The organism is Njordella aestuarii, from assembly GCF_056494165.1.
The window spans coordinates 2,100,557-2,124,988 of sequence record NZ_CM151397.1 but is presented as its reverse complement, the minus strand read 5'-3'; the positions used below and the strand labels follow the sequence as shown (position 1 = coordinate 2,124,988).

General features: G+C 50.9%; 37 protein-coding genes. 5 read left to right on the top strand and 32 right to left on the bottom strand.

What is annotated here, in order from left to right:
* Positions 1 to 64: 64 nt before the first annotated feature.
* The 4 genes from SH451x_RS08215 to SH451x_RS08200 all read right to left on the bottom strand — a co-directional run bounded on the left by SH451x_RS08215 (position 65) and on the right by SH451x_RS08200 (position 2,473).
* Positions 65 to 499 carry a hypothetical protein gene (locus SH451x_RS08215; protein ID WP_479361965.1) on the bottom strand — a complete coding sequence of 145 codons (435 nt, stop codon included), beginning with the start codon at positions 497 to 499 and terminating at the stop codon, positions 65 to 67.
* Positions 500 to 534: 35 nt separating this feature from the next.
* Positions 535 to 1,020, bottom strand: a complete 486-nt coding sequence (locus SH451x_RS08210) for a hypothetical protein (RefSeq protein ID WP_479361964.1) — start codon at positions 1,018 to 1,020, stop codon at positions 535 to 537.
* A 123-nt stretch (positions 1,021 to 1,143) separates the two neighbouring features.
* Positions 1,144 to 1,617, bottom strand: a complete 474-nt coding sequence (locus tag SH451x_RS08205) for a hypothetical protein (RefSeq protein WP_479361963.1) — start codon at positions 1,615 to 1,617, stop codon at positions 1,144 to 1,146.
* Between the two features lie 61 nt (positions 1,618 to 1,678).
* Entirely contained in the window at positions 1,679 to 2,473 is a 795-nt protein-coding gene (locus tag SH451x_RS08200) for a hypothetical protein (RefSeq protein WP_479361962.1), read from the bottom strand.
* Positions 2,474 to 2,939: 466 nt separating this feature from the next.
* On the opposite strand from SH451x_RS08200, the gene SH451x_RS08195 reads away from it, so the two are divergent.
* Complete coding sequence (locus tag SH451x_RS08195; protein ID WP_479361961.1) at positions 2,940 to 3,077, top strand: hypothetical protein; 138 nt, start codon at positions 2,940 to 2,942, stop codon at positions 3,075 to 3,077.
* Between the two features lie 134 nt (positions 3,078 to 3,211).
* Here the strand turns inward: SH451x_RS08195 and SH451x_RS08190 are convergent, their stop codons facing one another.
* The 11 genes from SH451x_RS08190 to SH451x_RS08140 form a co-directional block, all read right to left on the bottom strand.
* A complete protein-coding gene (locus tag SH451x_RS08190; protein ID WP_479361960.1) occupies positions 3,212 to 3,703 on the bottom strand; it encodes a hypothetical protein in 492 nt (163 codons plus the stop codon).
* A 114-nt stretch (positions 3,704 to 3,817) separates the two neighbouring features.
* Positions 3,818 to 4,435: a hypothetical protein gene (locus SH451x_RS08185; RefSeq protein ID WP_479361959.1), complete on the bottom strand. Its 618-nt coding sequence runs from the start codon at positions 4,433 to 4,435 to the stop codon at positions 3,818 to 3,820.
* 106 nt (positions 4,436 to 4,541) lie between these two features.
* On the bottom strand, positions 4,542 to 4,904 hold the full coding sequence (locus tag SH451x_RS08180) for a hypothetical protein (RefSeq protein ID WP_479361958.1): 363 nt from the start codon (positions 4,902 to 4,904) through the stop codon (positions 4,542 to 4,544).
* Between the two features lie 109 nt (positions 4,905 to 5,013).
* The gene (locus tag SH451x_RS08175; protein ID WP_479361957.1) at positions 5,014 to 5,409 is read right to left on the bottom strand and encodes a hypothetical protein; all 396 of its coding nucleotides are present in this window, start codon (positions 5,407 to 5,409) and stop codon (positions 5,014 to 5,016) included.
* Positions 5,410 to 5,505: 96 nt separating this feature from the next.
* Positions 5,506 to 6,075: a transglutaminase-like domain-containing protein gene (locus SH451x_RS08170; protein ID WP_479361956.1), complete on the bottom strand. Its 570-nt coding sequence runs from the start codon at positions 6,073 to 6,075 to the stop codon at positions 5,506 to 5,508.
* 128 nt (positions 6,076 to 6,203) lie between these two features.
* A complete protein-coding gene (locus SH451x_RS08165; protein ID WP_479361955.1) occupies positions 6,204 to 6,752 on the bottom strand; it encodes a hypothetical protein in 549 nt (182 codons plus the stop codon).
* A 98-nt stretch (positions 6,753 to 6,850) separates the two neighbouring features.
* Positions 6,851 to 7,234 (bottom strand): hypothetical protein, encoded by a 384-nt coding sequence (locus tag SH451x_RS08160; RefSeq protein WP_479361954.1) that lies wholly within the window; start codon positions 7,232 to 7,234, stop codon positions 6,851 to 6,853.
* Between the two features lie 93 nt (positions 7,235 to 7,327).
* Positions 7,328 to 7,873: a hypothetical protein gene (locus SH451x_RS08155; protein ID WP_479361953.1), complete on the bottom strand. Its 546-nt coding sequence runs from the start codon at positions 7,871 to 7,873 to the stop codon at positions 7,328 to 7,330.
* 15 nt (positions 7,874 to 7,888) lie between these two features.
* Positions 7,889 to 8,275 (bottom strand): VOC family protein, encoded by a 387-nt coding sequence (locus SH451x_RS08150; RefSeq protein ID WP_479361952.1) that lies wholly within the window; start codon positions 8,273 to 8,275, stop codon positions 7,889 to 7,891.
* Positions 8,276 to 8,366: 91 nt separating this feature from the next.
* Complete coding sequence (locus SH451x_RS08145; RefSeq protein WP_479361951.1) at positions 8,367 to 8,603, bottom strand: hypothetical protein; 237 nt, start codon at positions 8,601 to 8,603, stop codon at positions 8,367 to 8,369.
* 54 nt (positions 8,604 to 8,657) lie between these two features.
* Positions 8,658 to 8,978: a hypothetical protein gene (locus SH451x_RS08140; RefSeq protein WP_479361950.1), complete on the bottom strand. Its 321-nt coding sequence runs from the start codon at positions 8,976 to 8,978 to the stop codon at positions 8,658 to 8,660.
* A 173-nt stretch (positions 8,979 to 9,151) separates the two neighbouring features.
* Here SH451x_RS08140 and SH451x_RS08135 point away from each other — a divergent pair, with 173 nt between their 5' ends.
* Both SH451x_RS08135 and SH451x_RS08130 read left to right on the top strand, forming a co-directional pair.
* Entirely contained in the window at positions 9,152 to 10,267 is a 1,116-nt protein-coding gene (locus SH451x_RS08135; RefSeq protein WP_479361949.1) for an IS110 family RNA-guided transposase, read from the top strand.
* Between the two features lie 432 nt (positions 10,268 to 10,699).
* Positions 10,700 to 10,978, top strand: a complete 279-nt coding sequence (locus SH451x_RS08130; protein ID WP_479361948.1) for a hypothetical protein — start codon at positions 10,700 to 10,702, stop codon at positions 10,976 to 10,978.
* 300 nt (positions 10,979 to 11,278) lie between these two features.
* Here the strand turns inward: SH451x_RS08130 and SH451x_RS08125 are convergent, their stop codons facing one another.
* Positions 11,279 to 11,701: a DUF6869 domain-containing protein gene (locus SH451x_RS08125; RefSeq protein WP_479361947.1), complete on the bottom strand. Its 423-nt coding sequence runs from the start codon at positions 11,699 to 11,701 to the stop codon at positions 11,279 to 11,281.
* Positions 11,702 to 11,884: 183 nt separating this feature from the next.
* On the opposite strand from SH451x_RS08125, the gene SH451x_RS08120 reads away from it, so the two are divergent.
* The gene (locus SH451x_RS08120; protein WP_479361946.1) at positions 11,885 to 13,342 is read left to right on the top strand and encodes an IS4 family transposase; all 1,458 of its coding nucleotides are present in this window, start codon (positions 11,885 to 11,887) and stop codon (positions 13,340 to 13,342) included.
* Between the two features lie 90 nt (positions 13,343 to 13,432).
* On the opposite strand, the gene SH451x_RS08115 is transcribed toward SH451x_RS08120, so the two are convergent.
* The 16 genes from SH451x_RS08115 to SH451x_RS08040 form a co-directional block, all read right to left on the bottom strand.
* Entirely contained in the window at positions 13,433 to 13,804 is a 372-nt protein-coding gene (locus SH451x_RS08115; RefSeq protein ID WP_479361945.1) for a hypothetical protein, read from the bottom strand.
* Positions 13,805 to 13,935: 131 nt separating this feature from the next.
* Positions 13,936 to 14,364, bottom strand: coding sequence for a hypothetical protein (locus SH451x_RS08110; protein ID WP_479361944.1), 429 nt, complete (start codon positions 14,362 to 14,364; stop codon positions 13,936 to 13,938).
* Positions 14,365 to 14,467: 103 nt separating this feature from the next.
* A complete protein-coding gene (locus tag SH451x_RS08105) occupies positions 14,468 to 14,944 on the bottom strand; it encodes a hypothetical protein (protein WP_479361943.1) in 477 nt (158 codons plus the stop codon).
* A gap of 131 nt (positions 14,945 to 15,075) precedes the next feature.
* Positions 15,076 to 15,462 carry a hypothetical protein gene (locus SH451x_RS08100; protein ID WP_479361942.1) on the bottom strand — a complete coding sequence of 129 codons (387 nt, stop codon included), beginning with the start codon at positions 15,460 to 15,462 and terminating at the stop codon, positions 15,076 to 15,078.
* A 120-nt stretch (positions 15,463 to 15,582) separates the two neighbouring features.
* Positions 15,583 to 15,981: a hypothetical protein gene (locus tag SH451x_RS08095; protein ID WP_479361941.1), complete on the bottom strand. Its 399-nt coding sequence runs from the start codon at positions 15,979 to 15,981 to the stop codon at positions 15,583 to 15,585.
* An 81-nt stretch (positions 15,982 to 16,062) separates the two neighbouring features.
* Positions 16,063 to 16,596 carry a hypothetical protein gene (locus tag SH451x_RS08090; protein WP_479361940.1) on the bottom strand — a complete coding sequence of 178 codons (534 nt, stop codon included), beginning with the start codon at positions 16,594 to 16,596 and terminating at the stop codon, positions 16,063 to 16,065.
* A gap of 121 nt (positions 16,597 to 16,717) precedes the next feature.
* Positions 16,718 to 17,053, bottom strand: a complete 336-nt coding sequence (locus SH451x_RS08085) for a hypothetical protein (protein WP_479361939.1) — start codon at positions 17,051 to 17,053, stop codon at positions 16,718 to 16,720.
* A gap of 17 nt (positions 17,054 to 17,070) precedes the next feature.
* Positions 17,071 to 17,529, bottom strand: a complete 459-nt coding sequence (locus tag SH451x_RS08080) for a hypothetical protein (protein WP_479361938.1) — start codon at positions 17,527 to 17,529, stop codon at positions 17,071 to 17,073.
* A 201-nt stretch (positions 17,530 to 17,730) separates the two neighbouring features.
* Positions 17,731 to 18,240: a hypothetical protein gene (locus tag SH451x_RS08075; RefSeq protein ID WP_479361937.1), complete on the bottom strand. Its 510-nt coding sequence runs from the start codon at positions 18,238 to 18,240 to the stop codon at positions 17,731 to 17,733.
* A gap of 45 nt (positions 18,241 to 18,285) precedes the next feature.
* The gene (locus SH451x_RS08070) at positions 18,286 to 18,972 is read right to left on the bottom strand and encodes a hypothetical protein (RefSeq protein WP_479361936.1); all 687 of its coding nucleotides are present in this window, start codon (positions 18,970 to 18,972) and stop codon (positions 18,286 to 18,288) included.
* 131 nt (positions 18,973 to 19,103) lie between these two features.
* The gene (locus SH451x_RS08065) at positions 19,104 to 19,712 is read right to left on the bottom strand and encodes a YrhB domain-containing protein (protein ID WP_479361935.1); all 609 of its coding nucleotides are present in this window, start codon (positions 19,710 to 19,712) and stop codon (positions 19,104 to 19,106) included.
* A 672-nt stretch (positions 19,713 to 20,384) separates the two neighbouring features.
* Positions 20,385 to 20,906: a hypothetical protein gene (locus SH451x_RS08060; protein WP_479361934.1), complete on the bottom strand. Its 522-nt coding sequence runs from the start codon at positions 20,904 to 20,906 to the stop codon at positions 20,385 to 20,387.
* Positions 20,903 to 21,484: a hypothetical protein gene (locus SH451x_RS08055; RefSeq protein ID WP_479361933.1), complete on the bottom strand. Its 582-nt coding sequence runs from the start codon at positions 21,482 to 21,484 to the stop codon at positions 20,903 to 20,905. The genes SH451x_RS08060 and SH451x_RS08055 overlap by 4 nt, the downstream gene beginning before the upstream one ends.
* Positions 21,485 to 21,584: 100 nt before the next feature.
* On the bottom strand, positions 21,585 to 22,022 hold the full coding sequence (locus SH451x_RS08050) for a hypothetical protein (protein WP_479361932.1): 438 nt from the start codon (positions 22,020 to 22,022) through the stop codon (positions 21,585 to 21,587).
* A 99-nt stretch (positions 22,023 to 22,121) separates the two neighbouring features.
* Positions 22,122 to 23,237, bottom strand: a complete 1,116-nt coding sequence (locus SH451x_RS08045; RefSeq protein ID WP_479361931.1) for a tetratricopeptide repeat protein — start codon at positions 23,235 to 23,237, stop codon at positions 22,122 to 22,124.
* 117 nt (positions 23,238 to 23,354) lie between these two features.
* The gene (locus SH451x_RS08040) at positions 23,355 to 23,783 is read right to left on the bottom strand and encodes a hypothetical protein (protein WP_479361930.1); all 429 of its coding nucleotides are present in this window, start codon (positions 23,781 to 23,783) and stop codon (positions 23,355 to 23,357) included.
* 26 nt (positions 23,784 to 23,809) lie between these two features.
* On the opposite strand from SH451x_RS08040, the gene SH451x_RS08035 reads away from it, so the two are divergent.
* Positions 23,810 to 24,025, top strand: coding sequence for a hypothetical protein (locus SH451x_RS08035; RefSeq protein WP_479361929.1), 216 nt, complete (start codon positions 23,810 to 23,812; stop codon positions 24,023 to 24,025).
* Positions 24,026 to 24,432 lie beyond the last annotated feature (407 nt).

The following is a 24,432-nucleotide window of genomic DNA, read 5'->3' as shown; positions in this document are numbered from 1 at the left end:
CTCGGCTCCGCGGCTCCGTGTGCAACGCTTGGTTCTGCCACGTCTTTCTACATTGTATCAGTTTTTATGGATCGCCGTTCTTATCCGATGACGCCCCCAATTCGCCCTCATACGGCACCATGCGTATTGTTTTCTCCGCAGCAGCAGCGAGCATGCCACCAAACGAAGATCCGGCGATGGCAAAACCAATCTCTCGATGAAATATGGCGATCAGCAAGCCAACGCCTACGGCGATCAGAGCCAAACAGCCGTCAGCGAGGTTTAGATTAGGTTGGCCACAAATGGTGCCAAGGATTGCGAAGGGAATCCCCATAAGCGCCCAAAGCGACCAAGTAAAGGCGAGCCCAACGATCACCGTGATCGCGATGATCGGAGCAACGACCGCCGGTTTGATCAAGTAGGCTTGCGTCACAAAGTTGGAACCTTCATTGGCAGAACGTCGGCGTTCACCGAGTGGCACAGTGAACGCTAACAAGTTGAAAAAGTTAATGGGTGCCACTTCGGTGCAACGCTTTGTTCGTCAGTCAGATCTATTTATTGGCGTGGTGTGTTCTTGGACTCGATTCGGTCTTCGAAATGTTGCGGCATGCCTGTTACAATATTCACCCCATTCCAAGCACCGCTAGTACTACAGAAAAAGTAAATTGTTTCTTTCGTCTTCACCTCAGCCATGTCATCGATAATCAGAACCGATTCTGGAGTTTCAGAGTCTGGCAATTCAAGTTTGTGCCACTTGGCAGTAGATGCATTAAAGACTAACACCTCTTTCGAAGTTTTACACAACACAAGATTCCTCGAAGTATAGACATTGATTGAGTTCTGCTCATGAGGTTGCAGCTCGGTTTTTTTACCATAACCGACAACTCTGCTAAACGCGTAGATTCTTTTTTCGGACTCAGGAACGACAACTAGCACGTTGTCACCCACAATTCTTTGAACTCCATTGGAATCTTGAGCGCAAAGAAAACTGCAACTTAAAAGTAAACTTGCGAGGGCAAACGATTGTAGAAACTTGAACATTTAAAACTCCATTCTATTACTGACGAACTATCGCGATCAGCCCGTCGCGGCGAAAGATTTTCCATTGTCAAAACGCTCGGCTCCGCGACTGGGGTGCATCGCATGGTTCGTTGCGAGCATCGACTAACAACCAAACTTCTGTATAAACTCTCGCTTGCCGATGCGATTGAACTCAAGAAGTGTTTCTGTCTTCTGTGTATGCAATCGAAACCACACGTCACGTAGCTTCCCAACCGGACAAACAATAACTTTGCTTTCTTTCAATGTTGCGTGATCAGGCATGCCGACAGCGTGGATGCGAAGGACGGCAACCTCAGTTTCCTCGCCGGTTAGTGATCCCACAAGTTTATCCGACTCCTTAAGCGAACGTATCTCGGTAACCGTTGCTACAAATGCGACTCGAAACCACACTGAATCATTAGTTTCAACAAATGATGCCTGAACTCGCCGCATATGGGCACGAACACTTGATGAGTCCTTGTCGTCTGTAGGTAACTCATGGGTTTGCTCCGGCGTTCGCATCGTCTCCTGCGATAACGAAATGTTCGCAAAGCAGAACATGATGAGAAGCAAGCCTGCTTGTTTAGCGTAATGCACCAAGAGTAGATCTCCTACTTTCGCAACGAACGCTGGCGATCACCCAGTCGCCTCCAAAAAACTATGACTCAAATTCGCGGCCGACCGGCGACTTGGGTGGATCGCTTTGTTCTGTGCCGGGTGCTGCGAGAACGGCGTCCAAGGCGACAGTCAGTGGGACATTGTATCTATCGGTGATCACTGCCGAACGTGATGATGATCTGGGTTTAATTGTAATCAATTTGTCGCAAACATCAATTGATCCACAGAGTGGATACACATCATTCGCGGACAGTAGTTTCGTGAGCATAGTACGCCCGCGTTGTCCGACTCGTTTGTCAGTGTAGGACACAAATGCAATGGACTGTTCTTGCATTGGTCGAATTTGGAACGACACGTCGACCCGATATGATGAAGTCTCCTTTGTTTTCACGATGATTTCTAGTCTGGAGCGGCATCGCTTTAGGTCTGCAGCGACATTCTCCAGCGTATCGGTGTTGCCGTCAAAAACACGTATCGCGGAAGACGTCAGATCGACAATCAGGTCATGTTTTGAATCGTCGTCGAATGAGCCCCAATCGTCCAGCGATAATCCAACATCAACGTATCGAATTCGTGCGTCGATGTTCAGTGTTGACGGTTCGGCATTCCCGGTTGGCAAAGTTGGTGTAAGTATCACGTAGAGGTGATCGAAGCCAGGGAGGGTGAATTCACGTTCGCGAAGTTTGCAAGCAAAACGATCGCCAATTGCGCCAAACGATCGGAATGGAATCGGGTACAAATTGCCGAGCGAATCATGGCGGACGTTGCCGTATTCGGTACGCCCCGGATTCTCGTAGTACCGGATGTCAGCAATCAGTTTCGGTTTTGCGTTCATACGAGAAAGTTGAGGCACAGAACGCCCGCGTTCACCGAGACGCGGAAGTAAACCTAAATTTTCAAAACCGGCTATTTACGCGTCTTCGGGGCAACGCTTTGTTATCACTTGTCAGTGTTCACCCAGTAATCGGGATTGTAAATAGTCTCCATGGCCAAGTCCTCCGCAATATGTGGAAGATCTGGCAAGTCATGCGATCGAAACAATCCCGTGAATTTAACTGGACCATGGCGAGCAGGAAGGGCCCGACCATCAAAGAACACGTAGCGTTCACCCAACTTTATTGAGGTTTGTATAGGAGCGACTAATTCTATCCAGTCATTGGGCGTTGCGAGGACAACGTTTTCCGCGATGCTACCGTCTTGTGCAATGACTTTTTGTGTGCGCGGCGTTCCTCGTTTCGCGATTCTAGCAATTGATCCCCGTATTTTGGTGGCGATTGCAAACTTGAACGCTCGAGAACAATATGCGCAAGTCCATAACCATCCTGTTCCGCCAACTGGATGTGTTGTTAGGTTATGCCATGGTGCATCGACAACTCCGATTCGGCAGTGGCAATACCACGATTGATCAGGATCGCCAGCAACTAGCCAAAGGTATCTAGAAAAGAGTGCCAAATTCCACTCCATCTGAGTGATAACGACAGCGGTAACGGGGCCGCCGCAAAAAAACTATGATTTCAAATCCCGCGTCACCGGCGGCTCCCGTTCACCGCATTGTTCTGCCCCGATTGGTGCATCACGCATCCACGCGCATGGCAATTGTATCTGGATTCTCGTCCAGGGTGAAGAACCACCAGTGGTGTTCAGGCGGTTCTGGCAGTGTGTTATTTAGTAGTTCGATGAACGCCTCGCCAAGTCGTGCGACAGGCTCGCATGGAACAATATCATGGCCTCGCGTAAATATCCGTTGATCGTCAAGAATCTGCCAGGATTCAATTTCACGGGCGGGGATATCGCCGCCAGAGCGAATCGCGTTGACGGCAGTTCGGCACAATCCAATCACAGTATCACTCTGAGATTGTGACCAGTCGTCGTCCGCGTAATGCGACAGATCAGAGATGGCAGCACTCACACGCCAGTTCTGGATCGCGTCGGAGAGCCATGGGTCGGTTCCCGACGCCAATCGCTCGGTTGCAGCATCGATCAGGAACTTGAGGAACACCGATGATGGAACGTCGTACGCCCAAAAGCCGCTATCGCGAAAGTTGATGTATAGCGATCTCGACATGGTGAGTTAGGGGCAGAACGGCAGCGTTCACCGAGTGGCACGAGGGAACGCCTATAAGTTCAAAAACGCAACGAGTGCCACTGCGGTGCAACGCATTGTTATACTATTACAAATTTAATCGGAAGGTTGACTTAAGTACAGGCTACACCGTTGGCAATTTGAGTCTTCGATCAAGTGTCCACCATACCCGGTTCTGTATTCGTAGATTGGCGGTCGGCAATCATCTGAGTACTGTGTGCCATTCCGCATTAACACTACGGATGAAAGTTTGCGGAAGTGCATTGACGTGATGTGATCTTCAAACGCATCATGGTCAAAGGACGCTTCAAAAAGTAAGAGCTCAGACGAATCTTTTTCGTGTTCCGCAAGCTCGTACTTGGCGATAGGCACAACAAACGAAGAAGCCTCGTCGAAAGCAAATCTTACAGCATCGACGTTTGATGAGTTACCGATCCAATCAACGCCAATTTCGAAGGAGTCATCCCGTTGGTAAATTGTGACTGATGCAATTCTAGGAGTTTGTAGTGTAAACCAACCTGCCTCAGATATATACGCTCGCATTCGAGCTAGCATCTCTTGGTCTGCACTAGAGCCACCGCCCCAGGACAACACCGAGATAGTCTGTGACTTCAAGCGACTTAAGCGAAACTGGGAGTACGCAAATGTTGCGGCAGTCAAAAAACATATCGCAACGCCAACTACCCAAACTGTCAACCGGAAGAATCTCGTCATTCAAAACTGTATGATTGAAAAGGATTACGGTACGGATCACCGAGTCGGCGCGATGAACTCTCCATTGGCAAAACGCACCGCTCGCCGCCTTCGGTGCATCCTGGTGTTATCCGCCATTGTCTGGCAGTTCGTCGAGTGACTTCCGCGGCCAATCGAGTTCTTTCGCCCATTGTTCCGCATCGTCAAACGATTCGAATCGTGGATATGCATGTTCGATGAGATATGCAACAAACGCATAATCCTCGACGGAATCGTCATTCATTTCGATCATTATACCGCAGTATGGATTCCACCAGCAACCATCGTAGCCAAGCGGATGAGACTCGGATCTCACCAAGAATGGAAACCGTTCTGGGGTTGCACGCTTTAGCACTGCCATGTCGACGCCATCGTATTGTTCTGCCAACCGACCAAGTTGGCGGGCGGAGAAGTCTTCATGGGCGTACGAAGTGAAGCGGCGTTCTGCCATAGGCACTCTTAAGCGGATAACGGCGGCGATCACCCAGTCGCCGCCAAAACACTATGATTCAAATTCACGGCCGACCGGCGACTTGGGTGCATCGCTTGGTTCGGTGCCGTCATGACGTTGCGTACCAGGCATCGATGATACGCTGTGCGAGTTCGGAGAGTTGGTTTTTCGATTCTTTGGGCGATTGATTGAAGTCTACCAGAATGCAAGGTTCTGGAAAATGTTCATTGTAGAACCCACGGCCGTATCGAGGATTCTGCATGTCGGCACGATGACGAAGTTGTGCCGCCGAAAACGACTTGGCGTCAAGCGCGATCCAAAGGGTAATTTGAGCCGCAGGAATTTGTGTTAGCGCCGGAATGTCATCAGTTGGTTCTGTGTCCAGCGAAGCCAAATAGGCTGCACCGATTCCCGGCGCGCGGAGTCGAAAATGTTTTTTGGCGCGACGAACTATGTCGGCAGTTGAGCCGATGAGAGCAACGAATATTGGCTGAGGCATGCTCATCGGAATGTTACCGAACGGCAGGGTTCAGCGAGCCCGAGCGATTGACTCGGGCGCAAGTCAAAACAGCTGATCGAGGGCTGCGTCTGCAACCCTTTGTTATGCATCTTTGTCTGGTAAGGCGTCTCGCAAGGAGTGTACGGATTTGTTTGAGCGCAAGCACGCTACGACACTTGGAAGGGGATCTGCGAATATTGTGGTCAACGTTTCTTCCCCAGGCAACCGTGTATCGAACGCCAATGTGACATTGGGTGGGTCAAAGCCTGTCCTTATTCCGTCTCGATTACCGCGTGGATCAATGGCGTACCAGCCATAGGTATTCAAGTGCACAAAATTGAATCCATGTAAGCAGAATCGAATCCCCGCATCGTCAAGTAAAATTCGTTGATATCCGAAGCCAGCCGGGATTCCATTGGCACGAAGCATCGCCGCTAACAAATGTGACTTTGCGTAACATATACCTGTGCGACTTTTCAGAGTTTCGGAAGCAGTACAAGAAACGCATCGAGCGTTTATGTCAAAACTGTGCTGAATCTCATCTCGCACCCAATAAAAACATCGAGATGCAGTTTCAAGCGGGGCTTGCGGATTCGCCAGCGATTTTGCAACGGCCTGAATCTGCAGATCGCTCCAGTCTATTAGGTCTGAACTTTGGAGGTACTCGTGCATCAATTTTCCAATGCATAACGCCACCGATCACCCAGTTCGCGGAGTGAACTCTTCCACTGAAAAAACACCCATTCGCGAACTTGGGGGCATCGGATTGTTCTGCGCTATTTCGGCCGGATTACATCGCTTCAGGTGCGTTTGATCGACCTCGGTACGACGAGTTCTTTGACGTTTACTTGGCTTCCGACGATCGAGGTATTGTACTCCTGCATTAGCTTCCATTGAAGGTACAACGTCTCCAGGAATTCAAGATAGTGCAGTTTGACGCCTCTTATGATTGGAATGTTGGTTTCATAGTCCTCGTTTTCGGAGAACAAGAAATGCGTCAAGTAAAGGGTGTCATTATGAGGTACGAGATACGATGAAATATCGTCCGTTGTCGGCCCCCAGTCAAAACATCTCCTTGAGCGATCATTATTGAAAAAGTAGAGGTGGGCTTCAACCAAATTCATTCCATCGATTTCGGGAACGGGTTGAAGCCAGTGAGTCGATTCGGCGTAACGGTTAACGGCGTACTCCATCGCACAGGTAAATTCGGGTACATAGACGATATTGTCGCGCGTTGTAAGCGTTCGATCGCCGGCAATGATGTCGACGGTCAGCGCCGACGACGTTGGATGATCCTCGTACGTCCTAGTCACGAAGGCGAGTCGCGTTTTGTCTCCGATTGTATGCATGAATCTTGAATAGCAGAACGCTGGCCGTCACCGGGCCGCCGGAGAAACGCTCTCCATTGGCAAACCGCGCCGTCGGCGGCTCCGCGTGCACGGCATTGTTAGTTGGCGTTTTCGTTGGGTTCAGCTACGTAGTGCTTGATCCCACGATCGTTGGCCCAAGGTTCCCAACGGGCGTCATCCGAGATTTCACCGTAGCATTCAGTCTTTGTATTGTACCCGAAACAATAGCCCTGGAAGTCGTCTCCAAGCAGCAAGATTCCACTGTGTTCATCACGATGACCGTATATTTCGCCAGGGTCAATTGGGCCTGAGTAGATGTTTGGCCCAGCGTCGGTTTCGCCCCATCCGACAGCCGATAAGTATTCGAAGTAATCATCGCGCAATCGAGGGTACTGACGTCGGAGTTCCGTAATCGCATCGAAAGTCAGTGGTGTGGGTATTTGTGGTCGATGAGAAAGGAGACACTGCGAGTTCTGAGCCAAATAACGACCGCCGTCACAGGGCGGCGAGAGTAAAACTAACCATCAGGAAACGCCCTGACGCCGCTCCGGTGCACGGCATAGTTATCACGTGATTCATTTTCCGTTGACGTTGCGATGTATTCGTCGATTGTACATCCATCGGATGAAGTGGGTCAAACAAAATGACTCCACAATGGGCACAGCGATGAATCCAATTAAGTCGTCATATTGTCCGAGCAATGGAATCTTGTCGATTACCTCGCGACAGAAGAAGTAGGGTGCGAGCAGAACAGTCGCAACGCGTCCAGCAAACCGCCAGAACGGTGATGGTTGCGTTCCCTCCCAGCCTGCATTTGCGAAGCCGATAATAAACAAGACTACGTTTACGAAAGCAAGCAGTCCAAGAAGAATAAAGAACGTTTTTAGAAACGGAAATTGTGAGGCAACAGATTCGCTTTCCGAGATGGCAGGTTTCCGAAATGGATTTGGTTTTGTCATACAGCAAGCGTGATAACGCCACGATTCACCGATATCGCGGCAAGTAAACTCACCACCAGGAAACGGCCGACCCGCGACTTCGGTGCAATCGCTTGTTCGTCCGTATTTGCATTGCCTGCCCGCGTCACCCGGATTCTTTACTTTCGAGTGTTTCAACTTCATCGCGCCAGTTTAAGTTTAGTCTGACGCTACGATCTTATCACGATTGGGAGGAGTCAGCAATTCAACAATGTGACCATCGAGATCTTTGACAACGGCTCGGCGTCCCCATTCGCTGTCAGCGACAGACGAGACCAATTCAGCACCGATCCCTAGAAGCATCGGGACAATGGCATCGACATCATTCACGGAAAAGCCAATCCTTGTTCCAATTGTAGGCGGGTGTTTTCCAAGTGGGTAAATCTCGAAGACGAAACCGTTTACACAGGACGCGTAATGTTCCGGTCCAGTTCCGTGGCGGTGTTTTGTAAACAGCAGTCCCAGCGCCGAATAAAAGTTGGACGCCCGATCGATGTCCGGAGATCGCAAGACGGTCAAGTTTAGATGTGGTGGTGCTGCAAACATGTTTAAGGACGAACGACAGCGATAACCGAGTGCGAGCGAAAGACTCTGCCATCAGAAAGCGGCCTTTCGAGCACTGCAGGGCAGCGCATTGTTATGCGGTCTTGGTTTTCGAGGCCACTGGAATGTCAGGTGCGGACGCCACGCCAAGCGATGAAAAAATGCCGGTCGTAATCGTCGCACAGCCAGCAAGGAAGCATGCCCATGAATATCCTATTCCTGCATCTCGATGAACTGGCGGTTCACCATGATATAGGTAAGACAATACCAGTGGCCCAAGAACCATGACGGCTCCGACAATGATCAAGCACAAGGCAACAGATGATCTCATTCCAATATCCTGCAAGGGATTTCACTTAAACACGGATTCGACAGCATTCGTCTGCTACTCGTCCTCGGTCGCGTAGCGATCTCTGATCGTCAATGTGTCGCCAACAGCGACATTCTCAAGTAATGACGTGGCAACTTGAATTGCATCTTCTGGAGAGATAGTCAATATCTCGGCGTGAACTTCACAGCGCTTCTGTCTATTGTCCGGGTCTTCCGAATACCGGATGAACGGCCAACATGCCAGAACTCGTGAGCTCTCAAAACCCTCCTGCGCAAACCGTGACTCGAAATTGGCTGCTGCCTTTTCGGGGTCGGAAGGGACAAGGCAGTAGAGTTCGAGGACTCTCGTCAACCGAAGGAATTCGTCTATGGTCATGTTCGTCACAGTCTTTACCGCATAACGGCGGCGTTCACCGAGCACGACCCGGTAACGCTACCTAGTTCAAAAACACACCGTGTCGTGCTTCGGTGCAACGCATTGATACTCATCATGGCCTCCTTGGGTGAGGCAGTTTTTCCATTACAGTCGGAGCTGTAAAACGTTCGTCAATGGAGCTTACACTCCAAAGCGAAATCTATCGCTGGCTAAAACTGTTTCACCCTCAACCCAAGAAGACACGCACGATGAAATTCTATCAAAATCAGCATCAATTCTACTGCGGAATCGACCTACACGCCAACAGTATGTACGCCTGCGTCGTCGATTCCCAAGGAGAAAAACGACTCCACGCCAACTTCCATACCCGCGATACCGCCACCTTCCTCGAAAAACTACTGCCCTTTCGCTCCAACCTCGTCATCGGATGCGAATCGACCTTCAACTGGTACTGGCTCTGCGACCTGTGCGAAGCTCAACGCATCCATTTTGTACTGGGCCACGCCCTCTATCTACGCGCTATCCATGCCGGCAAAGTCAAAAACGATGCGATCGATTCCGAAAAACTCGCCTACCTGCTTCGCGGTGGAAACTTTGCCGTCGCCTACGCTTATCCCGCCGCCTGGCGCAGCACTCGTGATCTGCTGCGGCGACGCATGCATCTGGTACGCCGCCGAGGCGAAACGCTCACGCACTTAACCCACCTGCATCATCAAGCCAACTTGCCACCGACCAAAAAGCTCCAGTATGCAAGTAACCGCGCCGGAGTCTCCGATGCCTTCACCGATCCCTCACTGCACTTCTCCGTCGAAACCGACCTAGGACTGCTTCACGACTACGATCAACACATCAAACGCCTGGAAGTCTTCCTCGAGCGGTCTGCCAAAGTTCACGACCCTAACAACTTCTTCTTGCTACAAACGATCCCCGGCGTTGGACGCATTATCGCGATGACGATCCTCTACGAGATCCACAACATCCGACGCTTTGGTGAAGTCGGAAAGTTCCTCTCCTATGCTCGGCTGGTTCGCGGTCAGCATACTTCAGCAGGCAAGAACTACGGTTCGCCCGGTCGCAAGATTGGCAACGCATATCTCAAATGGGCGTTCAGCGAAATCGTACCACTGATCAAACGCCAGTCGCCAGAAGTGAAAGCCTTCTGCCAGCGAATCGAACGCAAGCACGGAGTGGCTCGAGCCAACTCGATCTTGGCCGTCAAGCTTGGTCGGGCCGTCTACTTTATGCTTAGACGTCGTCAAGTCTTCGACCTCAACCGCTTACTCAGCTAAAAATCAACGAAGCAGCTTTGTTTTACACACCACCTTAATTATAGGAACCTAACACACAAGAGAACTCGCTTCGCCAAGCTAGCCAGGCCGGCGAACTAAGCCACTAGGAAACAGAGCCGTTTTAAGAGAGCTGCGAAAGAACCCGTCGTTGTAGGCAGAGGCTCCCTGAGGAGCCGCCTGACCTGAAAGGCTTTCCTCGGACGCATGTTTCGAGCTTACGCGCATTGATTGGAGGCTTGGCGAAGCGTTTTGCTTACAGAAAAGAACCAACCAGTAGAACCATCCAGAAGACCAGGAGTACTCCACCGAACTGAGGCAAATGTTGCACCTGAGCGACTAGCTGAACCCGAACTGGAACCGCGTCTGCATGACTCGTAAAGAGCGCGCGTGGCCGGAAAGCCAACCCTATTGAATAGCAGCGAGCAGGTCAGAATGAGTTTCTATGCGGTCGGTCAATTGAAATGTGGTAAGCTCCTCGGAGCAGCCGCAGACCGACACCGAGCAATGCTTCATGGCGTTGTTTGGCAGAGCACCGGTAGATGTTTGAACGCAACCGCCTTGCTGGGAAGCACGTGGTCCGACTCGCACCGGCGAGCGGGGCAGTTCAGCGACAAGGAAACGCGCAAGACAACCGCTAGCATCAGCTCGGTCCGCGAGTGGCCTCCCCCCAGGAAAAGCCAAGCCAGTACCGTAGCCAAAGGAGTCGGGTGAGAGAGTGCAAGCTCCGAGCTCGACAAAAGGGAACAAGAACAACCGTTTCGATCTGAGTGATAGAAAATTCGGAATTGATTCGAGTTGGTCCGTTCCCTTCCGCCTTCGCCCTTCACCAACGCAACTGTGAGTGAAGGGCGAAGGCGAAAGGGAACTCACGAAACCAAGCTACAAAAAAATGGCAAACTTTTACCGTGTCTACCCGTACGTACTACTTGACTTCAAAGGCCATGTAGATGTTCGTCGGGTTTGTGGCGGCGAATACGTCTCCACCGCCATTGACTCGTTGTTCGACCAGCGTCACGAACCGCGTCCGGGTTCTTCAGTTTCAGCGTTTGCAGATGCTTGGATTGCCTGAACACGTTTCCAAACGTTGTCATTCATCATATGTTTCCACACGCCAATCATCATCTTCTTGAATCTCGGATCTGATGCGGACATTTCTTCGACGCGGTCGATGTAGTCTTCCCCGTGTTTGCCCAGAATGTGTTCGATTGGTCCAGCGGCAATGTGTCCAAGTTCGTCGTCGGTTTTCGCGTGGCGGATCGCAGCCGTGATGAACGACCATTGATGTTGGGCGGTGGAAGTGAAATTCATCATCACGACACGCTGCCCCATGTCGGAGTCGTCGTTTGCTTCGCCACGAAGTTCAGCGAGCCACGCGCAAGCGAAGGCATCCCAATCAGCAGCGGTCAAAGTGTTCCATCGTTGATCAATTGGCATAGCGTCTCTTGATAGCTCTTCCCGACGAACGGCGGCCATCACCCGGCACGCGCTTTGTTGTTACACACAAGTTTATAAGCTATATTTTGTTCTATTCGGCTTGGCGAGGTCAAGCTGATTCTTTTGGGATGTTTTTAAACAGGGATGGGAATGTGACGCTAATTGACAGGGAGGTCAATGATCATGAGGAGTCAGTGGGTCATGGACGAAATTCAAGACGTCGAACTATTCGATAAACGACTCGAACAACGCTTCCAAAAACTGCTCGATAGCCTCTCGCAAGCTTCTACTGCAAGCATTCCTGCGGCTTGCAACGACCGCGCCGAAATGGTCGCCGCCTATCGCTTCTTCGATAATGACAAAGTCACTTTTGAAAGTGTCATCGCACCGCACATCGAAAGCACCTACCGCCGAGTCAAACTCCAAAAAGTCGCTTTGCTCATCCAAGACACGACCGAACTGGACCTGACGCGCCCCCACTCGGAAGTCGAAGGGGCCGGCCCACTGCAAAACGGAAATCGTTGCGGAGCGTTGTTGCACTTGCTGCATGCCTTCACAACCGACGGCACACCGCTAGGAACCGTATCGGCCGAAGCTTGGTCGCGCGAACCCAGAGCAGACCAACCGGCCAAGCGTGGCTCAAGCGAAAAACGAATCCAGATCAAGAATAAACCCTTCGAAGAGAAAGAGACTTACCGCTGGCTCACCACAGCCAAACATTGCGCCGAAGTCAAATCGCACTTACCCCAAACACAACTCGTCATGCTGGCTGATCGCGAGAGCGACATTACCGAAGTCATCGATTTGTGCCGATCACAAAGTGACTTTGAGTGGGTGATCCGCAGCGATGGCGACCGCATTTTGAACAAGGAAAACAAATCGAATCCATCGATTCCTGTGCGTGAAGCATTGCGTCAAAGCAAACCATTGTTTACTCGTGAGCTTGACATCCGCGCCCGGGAATCTTGGGGCAGTGCAACCCTCAAGCACCATCCAAGTCGGGCCGACCGGCGTGATCGAAGTGTTTTGGTAAGTGTGCACAGCGGTGAGATCACACTGAACGATCCACGTGTAGGCAAACGCGAAGGTGTTTCAGTCCGAGCGGTCTTGGTTCGAGAAACGAAACCAACCACGAGCGATGAACCGATTGAGTGGCTGTTGCTGACCAGCTTGCCAATCTCGACGCGAGAGGAAGTCGAACTAGTCATTGAGTACTACCTACAACGTTGGATGATCGAATTGTTTTTCAAAGTGCTCAAGAGTGGCTGCAAGATTGAGTCACGACGTTTTGAGCACATGGATCGGTTCTTACCAGCGTTAGCGTTGTACTTGATCGTGGCATGGCGCAGTCTTTATGTGTGTCGGATGAGCCGCACGCATGCCGAGAAGCCATGTTCGCATTTGTATACCGAAGCGGAATGGAAGAGCGTTTGGCAAGTGGTCAAACGGAAGCCACTCCCGAAGAAGCCACCGTCGTTACTTGAGATGACGCAGTTGGTCGCGCAGCTTGGCGGATATGTAAATCGCAAGAACGCCGGTCCGCCTGGTCCACAGACAGTATGGCTTGGCCTTCAAGCGATGTACCTCATCGCCACTTGCTGGCAAACCTTCGGCCCCGGAGCTACTGAAACTTGTGTGTAACAACGAGGGCACGCGCGAGTAAGGCCACCATGTCAAAAACGGCCGATCGCGTGCTCGGCGTGCATGGCTTTGTTATTTGGCTGGATCGGCTCACCATTCCCGCCATTGTTCAGTCACATCATCGTCCGATTCCAATCCAGCATCCTTTGCCGCAGTTAGAATCAGTGCGCATAAATCCTCGCGCTGATCAGTCTCGATCAGACATCCGTCACAGGATTCATTTAGTGTATTCAATTGCTCAACGGTGTACTGTATCAATCGAAGGATTTCGGATTGGTCGCCATTCGAGATCCCACTTACCGTTCTCAAATACGCATCGACGATTTCGGCGCATCTATCAACATCCGACCGAGTGTAACCGCAATCATGATTGGATTCAGGCTCGTCTTCATCGGGTTCCATGAAGTCAATCATGCCAGCCAGCAAGCGGCTTCGTATCTCAAGAAGTGTTTTGTCCGACATGTCTTTGCCAAATAACGTTTCACATCACCCAGTTGGCCAAAGTAAACGTGACGTTGAAAAGGCACCCGATGGACAACTTGGGTGCATGGGTTTGTTCGTCGATTGTGTTCTAGTCGACCTCGCAATTGTAGTCAACGCAGGTACAGTATGAACAGTTCCCCAAACACTTCGACATACGGTTGATTCTGTTCTCGGAGAAGGGTACGCGCGCCACGAAACTCGATTACCTTCGCGACTGTCAATTCAACCATACCCTCTTTAATCGGCGGCGAAAAAACTACGCTGTCCTCTTTGATTTGCCATTTACCTTGGTGGCGAGAAACTGGGCCCGCGCAACCATGGTGTGTCGCAATGAAGTCTCCGCTTTCGTCCAAATACAAATCTAAGTTGTCCCCCATTCCATCACCTTCATAGTAATGCTTAGCCAAGTCTGGCATCGAATACCGGCTATGTTCTTTTTCCTCACTCGCGTTTATTTGTGCGGCAACATTATTTGTCTTGGCGGAAGGGCTGCATCCCATGGCAAATGCAATACACAGGCAAAACATTGACTTTCGCATCGTCACGATCCTTCTTTCGGCGAACGTCAGACATCACGGGGCACGGAGAGTTGACTATCCATTGCGGAAAACGCCGCAAGCCGTGCTCCCGTGCATGTCATTGTTACCCGCCGCTTGCTGCGTCAACGAGTTCTAAGTCATTGTCGTCTATGACGCCATCGCCGTTGATGTCTTCGCTAGCAATCCTATACCCAGGACGAATCGCATGTTGCCGGTCGATCGTGCCATCGTCCAGTTGCACGCCGTACAGCAGCCATGTCCCGTTCGGGACACTTGATTGAATCAGTTTGTGTTCCGCCTCGGTGAGCGTGCGGCGGCTTCGCAGTTGCACGAGGTTAGGAAAGTGACGAAGTAGGCGAAGATGTTCGTCGTTGAATCCGGAAATTGGAAGAGAAATATAGTGAACGTCAGCTGGCACTCGCACAGGGAGCAGTGCACCGCAGAGTCCAGTCCCAGCAAACGGATCGCGTCCCTGGGTTTCTATTCTCGCGTCCTCAAAACGTTGGAGTACATTTCGGGTATCAATCAGGAAAGGAGGTGATCCAAGAATGATCACCATCATGAGAGTGACGTTTGACATTGAGCATTCCTTTGCAGTGATTCAGTCGGGTAACGACTAAATTCAGCGGGCGACGGCCAATAGACTTTGCCTATCGAAAAACCTTTGCCCGTCGCTCCGTTGCAATTTTTGGTTATTCGCCGCGATTGACATCAGAAGTTAGTCGAGCCAAAACGAAATACCACCAACACGAAGATGCAATGTATGCAAGCCAGTATAGCGGAACCGACGATGCATTGGCGTGTGCCAATTCGATAGAGCAAGCCAACAAGCGCACCAGCTAACGGGTATTGAACTACTGCGGTCACCAGCGCGAGAATCGAAATTGAATCGGTCATTAGCGTAGATAGCATCTGGATCGGAAAAAGTATTTTCGCAAGAGCATAGTTGCCGTGCCCCGCGCCAGCCGAGATCATCGCAAGCCACAGGGCAAACGGCGCACACACGACGCCGCCAACGGAACCTAACAGCGGTCCAATTCTGCGAGTTCGCGAGCCAGTCTTCGCTTCATTGAGAGTTGGCGTCGCGTAGGGATTCATGCATCGGCTCTTCAATCGAATAACGACCCGCATCACGGGGTGGCGGGAGTTGACATTGATTTCAAAAATCCGCTAGCCACCGCCACTCCCGTGCATTCGATGGTTCGTCGGACTTGACGTTCAGTAGATGCAAGACCCAGCCATTTCGATTCTCCCGTCGTGACAAAGTGGGCAACACGAATCCGGCGTCAGTGCTTGTTCGATCTTCCCATCAGCATCGCAATTTGGGCATGTCAACATGTCGTAATCGAGGAGCGAGACGCCATCCCATTCTTCTTGCGCCGGCGGCCTACGATTTCGAACGCTGGACTTCATTCCTGTTGGCTCGCTTCGTTCGCCATCGACCGTCATCAGTTCAAGTACTTCGCCGTCCTTCGCGCCCCAGTTGGAGCATCCGCCGCCCAAAACGTACAGAGCACCACAGTCAGTGCAAACAACGAATTGTCCACCCGCATGATGTGACCATCCCGAGTGAAATTCAAAATCGCAGATCGAGCATTGGTATTGCTTGCCTAGCATCTAGTTCCATTGGAATTCAGAGTGCGGTGTCTGTCCGACGAACGACACCGTTCACCTAGCCGCCGGTGAAAAGCATCCATTTCAAAAACGCACGTTCGGCGGCTTAGGTGCAACGGTTGGTTCTGCGTCTCTCGAGTGTTGTTCCGCAAGACGCCACATTTTTTCATTTGACTCTAGGAATCCAACGTTGTCGATCGCGGCGTAGTCACTGTATTTCAAGCGTACGTATTCAGGTTGTTCGCCATCCGTGGCAAAATAAATCTGCACAACGTTATCTTCTATTTCAACGCGACGACCAGCGACAACGCAATCAAAGATGCGGTCTTCTCCAACGCTACGGGTATCGAGCCAACGAAGCACATGTGCTCCTAGCGGGTAAGTTTCATCGTCATCATACTCCTGCGATGTTACGCGATGAAGTACGACGACTTTTACTCCTCCGTCGAAAAAGCCAATTGCGTTAATGACTGGGTAGCCATGTGACCGCCCTCCAAGTCGAATCCTGCTGCTGATGTCACGTTTTGCCGTGAGTCTCCATGCCGTTGAGCGAACGACTGCAAATGCTATCGCCGCCACGAGCATAAAACCAAGCAGTGCTTTGAGACTATAGTTCATTGAATCGCAGAACGGTTGCCATCACCGGGCACGGAGAGTGATGTATCCATTTGTGAAAACTCGCAAGCCGTGCTCCGTGTGAATGGCTTGGTTATCCGCCGTATTGTGTCGGTGCCGCAATCTAATTCTCCTGTTGGCCTGTTGGAATACGAACACATTCACGTAGGTATTGTGAAGTGTTGTCGGAAATCCAAATACGACCGTGTTCAATCCATGCAGAGCAATGCGAGGTCGCGGCGATCCAGCTCCTAAATGCAGGATACATGGCGCCCCATTGATGATCGGGAATCATTACTTGCTTAAAAGTGCGGCCGTCTTGCGTGCGGTACTCGCAGTCGCCCTCATGCAACCCCGGTGACGTAATTCCACAATCCTTGTAGCAGAACAGCAGAAACTCGTTGGCAAGGAGTTTCCATCCGTCGGGCGGTTGATGTTGAATAAGGACCGAGTGTGCCATGCTTTTGTCGGATAACGCTACCGATCAGCCGGCGGCGACGACGGTTGATCATCCACTTCAAAACGCCCAACTTCGCCGCTCGGTTGCATCGGATTGTTACCCGTCCGCTCCGAGTTGTTTGCATGGTAAGCGATGAATGATCTTACCATTTCATTGGGCTCTGCGCCGACCCAAACCGTCCGAAAACTGCCGCCGTCGGCTCGAGTGACAGGGGAACTGGTTGTTCCAGGGACAGGATCAAACGACCAGTCAAACTTGATCATTGATCGCAGTTTATCAATGTACTCCCTGTTCGATATGGGATTGCCATCGCTATCTGAGCGTGAAAAGAGCATAGGTTGCCCATCATCGATTACCGTAGCAAGATCGTCCCAATCTGATGGCCATCTGCCATCGTTTTTATCCATGTAGGTCGTCAAAAGCGTACCCGTGTCCCATGCTGCGTAGGCTTCAGGAATTTCGCGGATTGTTCTCATGAGCGAAATGGTAAACCAACCAATCGCAACGATAAGCGTGAAACCGAATATTTGGACGAGCCTACGTTTAGTGACGGCTTTCACGTACATGCTTCGATCGGGTAACGGTTCGATTCAGCCAGCCCGAGCAGTTGACTCAACGCAAGTCAAAACGGCTGATCGAGGGCTTGGTTGCAATCGTTTGTTCGTCGATTTTTCTCGCTAGTTCTCTTGGACGTCATTTGACTCAACGTCGCGAGCTGCTTCAAGTATGGTTGATTCTGGGTTGGCAAGAAAGCGTACAGCCCGAGTGTTACGGAAGTCTGCGATTACGCATTCTAGTATGGGACGCATTAATCGCGCCGATTCTGCAGAACCAAGCATGTAGTTCTCGTCTTCTGCAAGGCGAACGAATTCAGCAAGCAGATCTAGCGGCATTTCAACAGAAGAAAATCGAAACTCAATGTTTTTCACATAGGAGCGTGAATCATCTAAATGCCAGATTCTTAAATCGGAGTTCCATGTATCGATCGAAGAAACGTATTCCTCGCATGGCCCCCACGAGCGATCTAATGGCAACAATGCTCGAAGCCTAGTCAAGGCTGCCGTTGACGGCTGTTGTAACCAAACATCAGCCTCGGAATGCTCGGACCTTCGATGATCTAGAAGCTTCGCGTACGCATCCTCAGCGATTGCTGGCAGTAGTTCAAGTTTGTAGTGAAAGACAGCCATAATTTTTCGACGAACGTCAGACATCACCGAGGACGCGCGAAAGTCTCACCTTTGCCAAACCGCGCGGCTCGCGTCCTTCGGTGCATGGCATTGTTCTGCATTACTCGTCGTGTCGTCAAGTCGCAAGTGCGACAGTTCAAGATATGCGTCAAGCGGACTGTTTACGAGACAGCTATCGAGTGATGTCGGAGGTACAAGCATTTCCTCGGTGCAGCCCCAACTCGCGAGTTGGCTGATCGCCGATGAAACATTGTTAACGAACAGACGCTGGAGACGAGTAGTTTGGTCCTGCATGGCATAGTCGTAGTCGTAACCAAACGACTCCTCGGTATAGCGTTCGCGGTGCGTGATCAAACGAAGTTCGTAGCCATCGGTATGTGGTATGACATGTGCATAGCGGCGCATGGCAGCGTTCGCAAATGGGATAGATGCTGCCAATTCAATACCGTTGGCAAGTTTTTCCTGTGGTGTCGGCTCAGGTGCAGGATTTTCCATGCGCCATAACCCGACCGCACGTTCTACATCGAATCTTGCTGACGTCAAAAAGGCATGCGCCTCATCGCGACAGATTCCTGTTCGCGTGGCTACATCTTCAGTAAGTGAGCGGACAACAATGTCATGGGCCCTGCGAATGTCGCCATCCGATGCGGCGATCGCATCTCGACACAACGATACCGGTGCAGGCAACTTCTGTCGGAGCTTGGAAACAAGTTGTGTCAATGAATCGGTCAACGTTGTCCTTACTGCAGAACGACCGGGTTCAGCGAGCCCGAGCAGTTGACTCAACACAAGTCAAAACGGCTGATCGAGGGCTTCGTCTGCAACCCATTGTTCTGCCATATTTTAGGTGTGTATGCAAGTCATTAGGTTACATCCCAACGTTCGTGATATGCCTGTGCGAGCGACGGATTGATCATCCATTTGGGCAAAATAAATACAGGCTGCATTGATTGGCGTGATGATTCCAGAGTGATCTTGGTCGCAACTCCACATTTGGAGAGATGTTGAGCAACCCATTCAAGTTCCCGCCGCACACCAGAAAATAGACAATGCGGTAATGCCGGTACCATAGTGAGTGCTTGTTTGCTCGTGATAGCAAATGCATTCTTGAGCTTGGCCAATGTGTGCTTGTGTTCTTGATCGGAGGTCAACCAAAGGCACCAACAGCCATCGCGCGCGGTTAGTTCCATTTCATAGTCGTAAACTTCTCTATCAAGATCACAGCCAGATCCAAATTCTCGGATTTCACCAGAATCACGATTGAAGAATATTGGCCCTTGTCCAACCCATTGATCTTTAAAGTCCCTCGTTCGTTGAAATCGTTCGTTGTTGTAGAAAAATATCCATCCCCAAGGCTTTTCGATGGTTGCTTCATCGAAGATTGCGGGCGTTTCCTCCGGAGAAAGTCCTGCCTTTCGATGCAGTAAGCTCTCGTAGATCAGTGCCTTTGCGTCGTTTTGTGAAATGGCCATGTTTCTTTGAGCGTTGGTAGCTCTTTGGCAGAACGCCCGCGTTCACCGAGACGCGGAGATACGCCTAAATTCTCAAAATCAGCAAATTACGCGTCTTCGGTGCAACGCGTTGTTATCCCGGTCACTGGTTCAGCGATTGTCAAGAAGTCCGGATTGATAATTCTTCTTGTTTACTTCTCTGATCGCTTTTCTAAAGATAATCGCAACCATCTATTCGCGGAATTCGCTATTCATTCGATTTTGGTAATGGTTTTTGCAAAATTCGCATTGCGATCAATGGCGACGCGAAAAAGAGAAGTAGCGAAAAGAACATCAAGTATTGACCATTCGGAGAAAGCGACTTCGGCTCAGATGCAAAGTTCGTTGCGACGCAAAGGTTTATGCAGCTAGTTACTATAACCAGCAATAATCGCCATCCTTTGGAAACTGCAATTCTTGCGCTGTCCTTCCAGTTTCGGAGAGCGAATATGATCCAATTGACTCGAAACACGCCAAATACACGGAATTTTCGGTAGTCATATGCGATCCACAAGAGCATTGCAATCGTGACCGTTATACTCGCAATGACCGCATTCATTTTCTTCACGGGATAACGACGCCGTTCACCCAGCCCGCGCGATGAACGTATCCAATTCAAAAGCACCCGATCGCGGGCTTGGGTGCAACGGTTTGTTATTTTGCGGTTACTGAGTTGCCGTCAGTGATTGTGATAGCAACGGAATTGGAGATTTGGGTACCGCGCCATATTGGCGTAATTCCTGCAAATCGGGATCGTTTCGCGAGAAAGTCATACCAGTCAGTCTCGCGATCAACATGATATTCGAATTTGACAGAATAGTCACCGCTCGGCAACAAAATGTTCCATAATGCCTCGGCGGACGGTTCAGGATTAATCGAAGCGTAGAGATCGAATGCAATTCTAAATTTTGGTGCAAGTACGAAATCATCCAGCGGTGCAGATACGAGGAAGCGCGTTCCCCATTCGGCAGCGAGGTTGCCTGCAAGATCGAAGAAGCGCAGTCCACAAACGTGCGGATACTGGAGTAGGTGCCGAGCGTCAGCGCCATAGTATGCGACGCGAAAGACAGCCGGGCGCGAAATCGCGTCGATTAGCTCTAAGTCGATCTGCACAGCGAGTTCACAGTGTTGAGCAAAATAACGCCAGGGTTCAGCGAGCCCGAGCAGTTGACTCAATGTTGGTCAAAACGGCTGATCGAGGGCTTCGTCTGCAACCCATTGTTATCGCTGGGATTTGGAACGATTTCAGGTAGGTAAACGGCGGCAACCACCGCCAACGCCGTTGCGGAAAGCCAGAGCACTCCTCCAACCCAAGCAGCAGTAGCGATTGAAGAAGTGTAAGCGCATGCCACGAACACGGCAAGCAAGATCACGTAAGGGCACGTAAACGCGAGCGTTCGAGCAAAGGTCGATCTCCACCGAATCTCCAGCAAAGCAAGCGGCGGGCCACAAAGCGTGAGCCCGATAAACATTGCAATCCCGCCCAAACCCCAATTGAAATAGTCGAACCGATAGGCAACGTGTCCATTCTTATCGATGTAGAGTTCGTCCTTCAACTCGCGATTGTGGAAGTCAATAAATGCGTCGCGGTGCTTCCAGTTGTCAATGCAGGACTGGTGGCATGCATTATCGTCAAGATGCGCAAATCGAAGGTCCTCAATTCCCCACATCGTCATCGCGAAAATGTTCTGGGATGCGTCATCGATAGGCTTCCCGCAAAGTGAGCATGGCATGCCGTCGTAGGTTAGTGCCATAGCGTTGCCTCAAAGCGATAACGTTTGCCATCAGCGGGCACGGAGGGTTGAGTTTCCATCGCCAAAAACCTCGCAAGCCGTGCTCCGTTGCATGGCTTGGTTACCCGCCGCTTTCAGTTTTCGCAGCGACCTCGGATACTGTTTTACCGAATGAGTGTAGCCGCTTCTGCAGTTCGAGGGCAATGCATCCCGCTCCTTTTCCGTATCCAGGATTGGCTGAAGCAGTGTCTTGCCCACCCGTTGCATCGTCCCATTGATGCACGTCTACGACATGTTCGCCAGACGGGTCACAATCAATGTCAAATTCCATGAATCGACCAGTGTGAGTGAGTATGCATCCAGCAATCGGATTGGTCCCTTGCTCTGCCGTTGTTGCGTGCAACATTACGGAGCGCTGAGGGTCGACGCCCTTGGTATCGAGTAGTCCGTATAGTGCAGACGGAAAAAAAGAGTCGCGATCGCGAAACTTGATCGTTAGTTCCACCATCGCATCCGCGACGCGATCGTTTTGAGACGTGACTTCGTTGTTGGGTTTCATTTCAGTCGGGTAACGGCAGCGTTGACCGGGCCGCCGCCAATCAACATTGACTTCAGGAACGACGCGATCGGCGGCTCCGCGTCCAACGCTTTGTTAGCATCAATTCCGTGTCGGTCGGTTTACTTTTCGATCCAGCAACTTCTCTACGTTTATCGTGTCAAATGCATCGAATGGCAAAATCGCATCGTCCCATTTCACGATAGAAGCCTCACCGTCCTTTGCACGTTTTGCCGATAAAAGTAGGTTGTTTAGGCCCCGCTTTGCATAGTTTCCATTGATAGTCACCCCTACAAGCTTCTCGCAGAGATCTTCGCATTCCGTGTAGTGCCCTGATTCATACGCATACATCGCCGCAGTATATCCTCTATGCTCGGAGTTGCCACCATGCCCCCATTCGGTATTGGCATCGAACGCTATGGCATCCTTGACCGCCTTCGCCGCCCTTACTGGTTCGTCTGTCAATTGATAGAAATATGCTAGATCGAGAAAGTGGAAATAACTCGGGTTTTTGTTCACCCAGTCAACAATAAACTGGTCAGCATTCGTCACTTGACCAAGGGAATCGTCAAGCAACGCATTGACGAGCACCGCCCACCAATCATCCGGCAGTTGTACCAACATCGTACGGCACGCCCTTCGCGCAGCTTCGATTTGATCGAAGCGAAGATACATTTGAATCTTTTCTTGGTGGGCCGCAGGGTTTTCAGGCGTGGCGGAGATTTGGCGGTCATATCCTTCGGCGACCATCCTCATGAGTTCGTCCGCCCCGAGACGTCTTGTTGTGGATAATGAAACCGTCGTCAGGTCCCTTTCTCGAGACCCTTCGCTGTAGAATTGGAGTTTCCAAACGTTTAACGTTGCCTCTGATGCGGATTCATCTAGCGAAAGACTATACCCGAAGTGGTGAAAGCCGCCGCCCATTTCAATATGCGCTGATGTTGCGTTAACAGAACCTCTCCCGCGCCCTATTGCATTCAATTCGTTTGGAAACCAAGCACTCGTCAGGTGGTCGGGAAACAGTTTTTGATCTGATTGGCAGTACAATGCAAGACGTTCAGCAACGGGCTCGTAAACACTCGGCTGTCGCATCGCTGATTCCATCCGCTTGATTTGGACAACGCCGAGAATGACGTGACCGATTGGAGACAGAAGCACGATGGTTACGAACGCGGCAAGCCCGAGAGCAACCGCGATATGTTTGACGGCTTTCTTCATGATGCTAACGACGCCGTTCACCCAGCCCGCGCGATGAAGGTATCCATTTCAAAAGCACCCGATCGCGGGCTTGGGTGCAACGGTTGGTTCGTCCACATTTTAGCAGCTGGGCGATTGTCAGTGCAAGAATTCCTTTTTTACGACTGTAGCACTACTAAGGCTTGTCTCGTTTGGAAAGTAGTGGTTTACCAACAGCACTAAGTCTTCCCGACGATGGTCGAAAAAGGCTCGAACGCGGTCCTTATCCAGCACGAAAGTAGCATTGTTGCAACGAAAATCGAGCAAAACGATAAGTCCCGTCGGCAGGAATCGAATTCTAGTCACATCAAGTGGAGCGCAACGTTTGAAGCCAAACCAGTACGTGCTTGGATCGAGGAATAGGCCTTGAACGTGCAAGTAGTCCGTTTGGTTCAGAGTGAATTCGTCCGAAACAATCTCATCACCTGTAGCCTTCTCATATCGGACTAGTTGAAAAGTCGCCTCTGTTGCCGAAGTGAGTGCTTCGACAATCGGGTTTTCGAGAATGTCAACAATGGACTCATCCATGTCACTGGCGATCAGGTGGACGAACGATGGCGATGACCGCGGTCGCCGGGAGCGATCATGTGTTGGGAAAACGGCGGGGCGGCGACTCCGGACAATCGCGTGGTTCTTCAATTACGTTGAATTCTCGCGAAGCCACAAGTGTATCGCATCGCCAGCACGCGTTCAAACTCATTTTCCAAGTTGCGACACAGCAGACTCCGCACCGCGTTTCCTCATCGTTCCATCGTCAATGGATTTTGTAGTCAGCGATGCCACTGCAGCCGCAAACCCGCCGTCAGCCTCTTCGCGAAATGTAACGCGCACCAATGGCAACACACTTTGTGAAGAATCATCGAAGTGTTACGCTTGCAAGCAATCTCTTCTTCAACGTTCAAATGTCAAGCGAGCTCGAATGGCTACGTTGGTCCATTGAACACATTCAATCGAAGCACTCACCGAAGCTTCTTTTCTCATCGAAGGCGTTGGCGTTCATCCCACAGCCATCGAAGAATTTACATTTAGATGAAGAAATCCATTGCCGCGAAGAACGTCCCCGATGACCGAGCGGGGGCAAGTAAGTTTTCCATCAGGAAGCGGCCGATCCCCCGCTTCGGTCCATCGGATTGATACTCATCATGGCCTCCTTGGGTGAGGCAGTTTTTCCATTACA

Excerpts from the sequence above, each read along its gene's own strand:
- SH451x_RS08175 (WP_479361957.1), bottom strand. The coding sequence starts at position 5,409 with ATGAGCATGCCTCAGCCAATATTCGTTGCTCTCATCGGCTCAACTGCC.
- SH451x_RS08195 (WP_479361961.1), top strand. The coding sequence starts at position 2,940 with ATGCGCAAGTCCATAACCATCCTGTTCCGCCAACTGGATGTGTTGTTA.
- SH451x_RS08100 (WP_479361942.1), bottom strand. The coding sequence starts at position 15,462 with ATGAATCCCTACGCGACGCCAACTCTCAATGAAGCGAAGACTGGCTCG.
- SH451x_RS08095 (WP_479361941.1), bottom strand. The coding sequence starts at position 15,981 with ATGCTAGGCAAGCAATACCAATGCTCGATCTGCGATTTTGAATTTCAC.
- SH451x_RS08040 (WP_479361930.1), bottom strand. The coding sequence starts at position 23,783 with ATGGATGAGTCCATTGTTGACATTCTCGAAAACCCGATTGTCGAAGCA.
- SH451x_RS08050 (WP_479361932.1), bottom strand. The coding sequence starts at position 22,022 with ATGAAACCCAACAACGAAGTCACGTCTCAAAACGATCGCGTCGCGGAT.
- SH451x_RS08090 (WP_479361940.1), bottom strand. The coding sequence starts at position 16,596 with ATGAACTATAGTCTCAAAGCACTGCTTGGTTTTATGCTCGTGGCGGCG.
- SH451x_RS08105 (WP_479361943.1), bottom strand. The coding sequence starts at position 14,944 with ATGTCAAACGTCACTCTCATGATGGTGATCATTCTTGGATCACCTCCT.
- SH451x_RS08075 (WP_479361937.1), bottom strand. The coding sequence starts at position 18,240 with ATGGCTGTCTTTCACTACAAACTTGAACTACTGCCAGCAATCGCTGAG.
- SH451x_RS08045 (WP_479361931.1), bottom strand. The coding sequence starts at position 23,237 with ATGAAGAAAGCCGTCAAACATATCGCGGTTGCTCTCGGGCTTGCCGCG.
- SH451x_RS08190 (WP_479361960.1), bottom strand. The coding sequence starts at position 3,703 with ATGTCGAGATCGCTATACATCAACTTTCGCGATAGCGGCTTTTGGGCG.
- SH451x_RS08210 (WP_479361964.1), bottom strand. The coding sequence starts at position 1,020 with ATGTTCAAGTTTCTACAATCGTTTGCCCTCGCAAGTTTACTTTTAAGT.
- SH451x_RS08150 (WP_479361952.1), bottom strand. The coding sequence starts at position 8,275 with ATGTTTGCAGCACCACCACATCTAAACTTGACCGTCTTGCGATCTCCG.
- SH451x_RS08165 (WP_479361955.1), bottom strand. The coding sequence starts at position 6,752 with ATGCATACAATCGGAGACAAAACGCGACTCGCCTTCGTGACTAGGACG.
- SH451x_RS08155 (WP_479361953.1), bottom strand. The coding sequence starts at position 7,873 with ATGAAGTTGAAACACTCGAAAGTAAAGAATCCGGGTGACGCGGGCAGG.
- SH451x_RS08180 (WP_479361958.1), bottom strand. The coding sequence starts at position 4,904 with ATGGCAGAACGCCGCTTCACTTCGTACGCCCATGAAGACTTCTCCGCC.
- SH451x_RS08170 (WP_479361956.1), bottom strand. The coding sequence starts at position 6,075 with ATGCACGAGTACCTCCAAAGTTCAGACCTAATAGACTGGAGCGATCTG.
- SH451x_RS08185 (WP_479361959.1), bottom strand. The coding sequence starts at position 4,435 with ATGACGAGATTCTTCCGGTTGACAGTTTGGGTAGTTGGCGTTGCGATA.
- SH451x_RS08140 (WP_479361950.1), bottom strand. The coding sequence starts at position 8,978 with ATGACCATAGACGAATTCCTTCGGTTGACGAGAGTCCTCGAACTCTAC.
- SH451x_RS08125 (WP_479361947.1), bottom strand. The coding sequence starts at position 11,701 with ATGCCAATTGATCAACGATGGAACACTTTGACCGCTGCTGATTGGGAT.
- SH451x_RS08200 (WP_479361962.1), bottom strand. The coding sequence starts at position 2,473 with ATGAACGCAAAACCGAAACTGATTGCTGACATCCGGTACTACGAGAAT.
- SH451x_RS08145 (WP_479361951.1), bottom strand. The coding sequence starts at position 8,603 with ATGAGATCATCTGTTGCCTTGTGCTTGATCATTGTCGGAGCCGTCATG.
- SH451x_RS08120 (WP_479361946.1), top strand. The coding sequence starts at position 11,885 with ATGAGGAGTCAGTGGGTCATGGACGAAATTCAAGACGTCGAACTATTC.
- SH451x_RS08035 (WP_479361929.1), top strand. The coding sequence starts at position 23,810 with ATGGCGATGACCGCGGTCGCCGGGAGCGATCATGTGTTGGGAAAACGG.
- SH451x_RS08065 (WP_479361935.1), bottom strand. The coding sequence starts at position 19,712 with ATGGCCATTTCACAAAACGACGCAAAGGCACTGATCTACGAGAGCTTA.
- SH451x_RS08130 (WP_479361948.1), top strand. The coding sequence starts at position 10,700 with ATGAGTTTCTATGCGGTCGGTCAATTGAAATGTGGTAAGCTCCTCGGA.
- SH451x_RS08115 (WP_479361945.1), bottom strand. The coding sequence starts at position 13,804 with ATGTCGGACAAAACACTTCTTGAGATACGAAGCCGCTTGCTGGCTGGC.
- SH451x_RS08135 (WP_479361949.1), top strand. The coding sequence starts at position 9,152 with ATGGAGCTTACACTCCAAAGCGAAATCTATCGCTGGCTAAAACTGTTT.
- SH451x_RS08110 (WP_479361944.1), bottom strand. The coding sequence starts at position 14,364 with ATGCGAAAGTCAATGTTTTGCCTGTGTATTGCATTTGCCATGGGATGC.
- SH451x_RS08080 (WP_479361938.1), bottom strand. The coding sequence starts at position 17,529 with ATGAGAACAATCCGCGAAATTCCTGAAGCCTACGCAGCATGGGACACG.
- SH451x_RS08055 (WP_479361933.1), bottom strand. The coding sequence starts at position 21,484 with ATGGCACTAACCTACGACGGCATGCCATGCTCACTTTGCGGGAAGCCT.
- SH451x_RS08085 (WP_479361939.1), bottom strand. The coding sequence starts at position 17,053 with ATGGCACACTCGGTCCTTATTCAACATCAACCGCCCGACGGATGGAAA.